The sequence below is a fragment of the Bacillus sp. 220_BSPC genome, from assembly GCF_001054655.1.
Taxonomy (GTDB): domain Bacteria; phylum Bacillota; class Bacilli; order Bacillales; family DSM-1321; genus Peribacillus; species Peribacillus frigoritolerans.
The window spans coordinates 1-2,732 of sequence record NZ_JVPL01000250.1 but is presented as its reverse complement, the minus strand read 5'-3'; the positions used below and the strand labels follow the sequence as shown (position 1 = coordinate 2,732).

The window sequence follows — 2,732 nt, the reverse complement described above, 5'->3', positions numbered from 1 at the left end:
AGACGCTTGCGTCGAGGAGGCTTGGCAGGCAGTCGGCGGAAAGGGAGCGGATTTCTGAAATCAACTGGAACTTATATAAAACTTCAGGCAAACTGACTTTTCTTCAAGTTTGCCTGAAGTCTGAACCGAAATCCATTTTTGATTTCGGTTTTTTCTTTTGGGCTGTTATTTGCCATATTCAACAAACCGTGCAGTTAGTTGAAGAAGGAGGTATTATCCGGTTGGTTGCCGAATAAAAATCCTTTAGGTAAAGCTTAGGGGGAGTGCAAATTGAAAAATGTAATAGATGGAATCAATCATTGGATAGGTTTTATACCTGAAGAGTTCAACCGGATGACAGAAAAAGAACTAAATCATCGGCCAATGCCACACAAATGGTCCAAAAAAGAGATTTTAGGACATCTATGCGATTCCGCATTGAACAATATGAATAGGTTTATCAAGATTCAGTACGAAGAACACCCATATGTTATACAATCATATAATCAAGAACAATGGGTATTAGTCCAGAATTACCAAGAGCGGCCATTAGATGAGATCGTTAACCTTTTTTGTACTTTAAATAAGCAAATCATTCATATAATAACGAATACACCAAATGATAGATTATCTAATCTTTGTGATATAGGAAATAATCAACTAAAATCAATGGAGTGGCTAATAAAAGACTATCTCGATCATATGGAACATCATATTAACAATCAAATCCTGATTAAAAAAGAGTGATCTATATAGGTCACTCTTTTTAAATTCAATTTTTCAATTTTCGCAACAGCTTGTCATGAAGTTTGGACAAGGTGAACAATACGATGATAGAGCCGATCAAGGTTAACGCCATATCCCATTGGGCGTCCCAAATATCACCTTGTGTTCCTAAAAAGTCCTTTGAAGCTTTTCTGCCTTTTGAAATGATGGCAGCTATCCATTCGATGATCTCATAGAGTGCTCCAATGGCAAGCGCAAAACTTACTGTGACAGCAAATAACCACGGTCCTTTTGTTAGGGGGGTTTTACGGATTACTATTTCCCTAATCACAATCGCAAGTAAACCTTTTATGAAATGCCCGAACCGGTCATAGTGGTTCCGGTTTAGATCGTAATGATCTTTTATCCAATTAAATAGAGGAACTTTTGTGTACGTATAATGGGCACCGATGAACATGGTAATTGAAAGAACGGCAATAACGAAATAGGATAATGTAGTAAGGCGGAATTTATTATATGTGGCCATTACATAAATCAGAAACACTACGGCAGGAAGGACTTCCATTGTCCATATCAAGTATCCTTCAGGCTTAATCACTGACCAAATAAACACTGCAGTGACTAGCAATAGAAATAATAAATGAATCAGTCTACTTTTATCTCTTCCCAATTTTTTCACTCCATAAATTTATGATATGTACATAGCAAAAGATTGAAATTCACAATCGGAAAAATCAATCGGATTGTGAATGGATAAAATGCTTAATACTTTCATTTAAATGATTAGCCGCTTTTGTAGGGATTTGATGCTTTACATGATCAATGAATCTTAATTCCGTATAGGGCAATTTTTCATGCAATAAATGGGCATAGCGATACATTGGTTTATCTTGTTTGCCATAGATCAGTAAAGTGGGAAGATTGATTTTCTCAAGCTGATGGGTACAGTTATAATGCAAACTATAATGGTAATACTGCTCGATATTTCGGGCATCTCCTTTTAGGGCTTCATTAAACATTTTGTTGAACAGCTTAATGGTATTTGAATTGCTCCATGAGATGGAAAGCGCAAGAATGGGAACTGCGTCTTTCTGGGCAAGTGATATGCCTAAAGAAATCTTTTGCTTTAAAGAGGTATCCCTCACTTCAGACATTCCGCCTATTACAATGCCACCCAGAGCCCTATCGGCACAACTCAGCAAGAATTCCAATACGATGGAGCCGCCGGTCGAGTATCCGCATATCATTGCTTTTTTAATTTTCAAATGATCCAACAGATGTTTGATATCTTCTATAATCAGGGGATAAGTTACTGGCTGTCTTGAATACTGACTTCTTCCATGACCCCTAATATCAAAAGTGATGACTTTGAATTCTTCGGATAATTTCTCCAATTGGTATTCGAAATTCACACTGGTCAGTACAGGAGGATGGATAAAAACAATAGGAACCCCTTTTCCCCTAACAGAATAATGCAAGCTGATACCGTCCACATCTAACATTGGCATGAATATTCACCTCATTCGAAGAGTACTTGCATAATATCCCTCCTGAAAGAATTTTCCCTATTTAACATGTTTTTATTACTAATTGTTTTGGTAACGAACTAATTGAATTTTTAGGGTTCTTTTGAACAAGATATAAGAGTTCAGGCAATGAACAAAAATATAAAAAATAAGGTGATGTAAATGAGAGCAAACATGGATAAAATTTTACCAGTTGTCGCTTCGGTCGGAGTAGGTATAGCCACTTATCAAATGTTGAGTGGAAATGGCGGGAAAATGAAAAATATGGTGCCGCTTGCCACGAACTTGATGGGAATGGGGACTGGGATGCCAGGGCAGAATCAACAACAGCCAGAAAATCAATAAAAACATCTCCTATAGGGGATGATTTCAGACTGTAGACAAACTCGATGAAAATCGAGTATGTCTACAGGTTTTTTTTGCGGTACAATTTGAACGTTGATTTCCGATCCAGGCACTCGCTTTCCGCGGGCGGTCAGGGAGCCTCCTCGGCTTGCGCCT

At 37.7% G+C, this 2,732-nt stretch carries 4 protein-coding genes; 2 read left to right on the top strand and 2 right to left on the bottom strand.

What is annotated here, in order from left to right; genetic code table 11:
• Positions 1–270: 270 nt before the first annotated feature.
• Positions 271–726, top strand: a complete 456-nt coding sequence (locus ADA55_RS19630) for a DinB family protein (RefSeq protein ID WP_048686965.1) — start codon at positions 271–273, stop codon at positions 724–726.
• A 25-nt stretch (positions 727–751) separates the two neighbouring features.
• On the opposite strand, the gene ADA55_RS19625 is transcribed toward ADA55_RS19630, so the two are convergent.
• Positions 752–1,384: a DUF2238 domain-containing protein gene (locus ADA55_RS19625; protein WP_375792918.1), complete on the bottom strand. Its 633-nt coding sequence runs from the start codon at positions 1,382–1,384 to the stop codon at positions 752–754.
• A gap of 55 nt (positions 1,385–1,439) precedes the next feature.
• Positions 1,440–2,213, bottom strand: a complete 774-nt coding sequence (locus ADA55_RS19620; RefSeq protein ID WP_048686962.1) for an alpha/beta fold hydrolase — start codon at positions 2,211–2,213, stop codon at positions 1,440–1,442.
• Between the two features lie 192 nt (positions 2,214–2,405).
• On the opposite strand from ADA55_RS19620, the gene ADA55_RS19615 reads away from it, so the two are divergent.
• The gene (locus ADA55_RS19615) at positions 2,406–2,576 is read left to right on the top strand and encodes a hypothetical protein (RefSeq protein ID WP_225989034.1); all 171 of its coding nucleotides are present in this window, start codon (positions 2,406–2,408) and stop codon (positions 2,574–2,576) included.
• Positions 2,577–2,732: the final 156 nt, after the last annotated feature.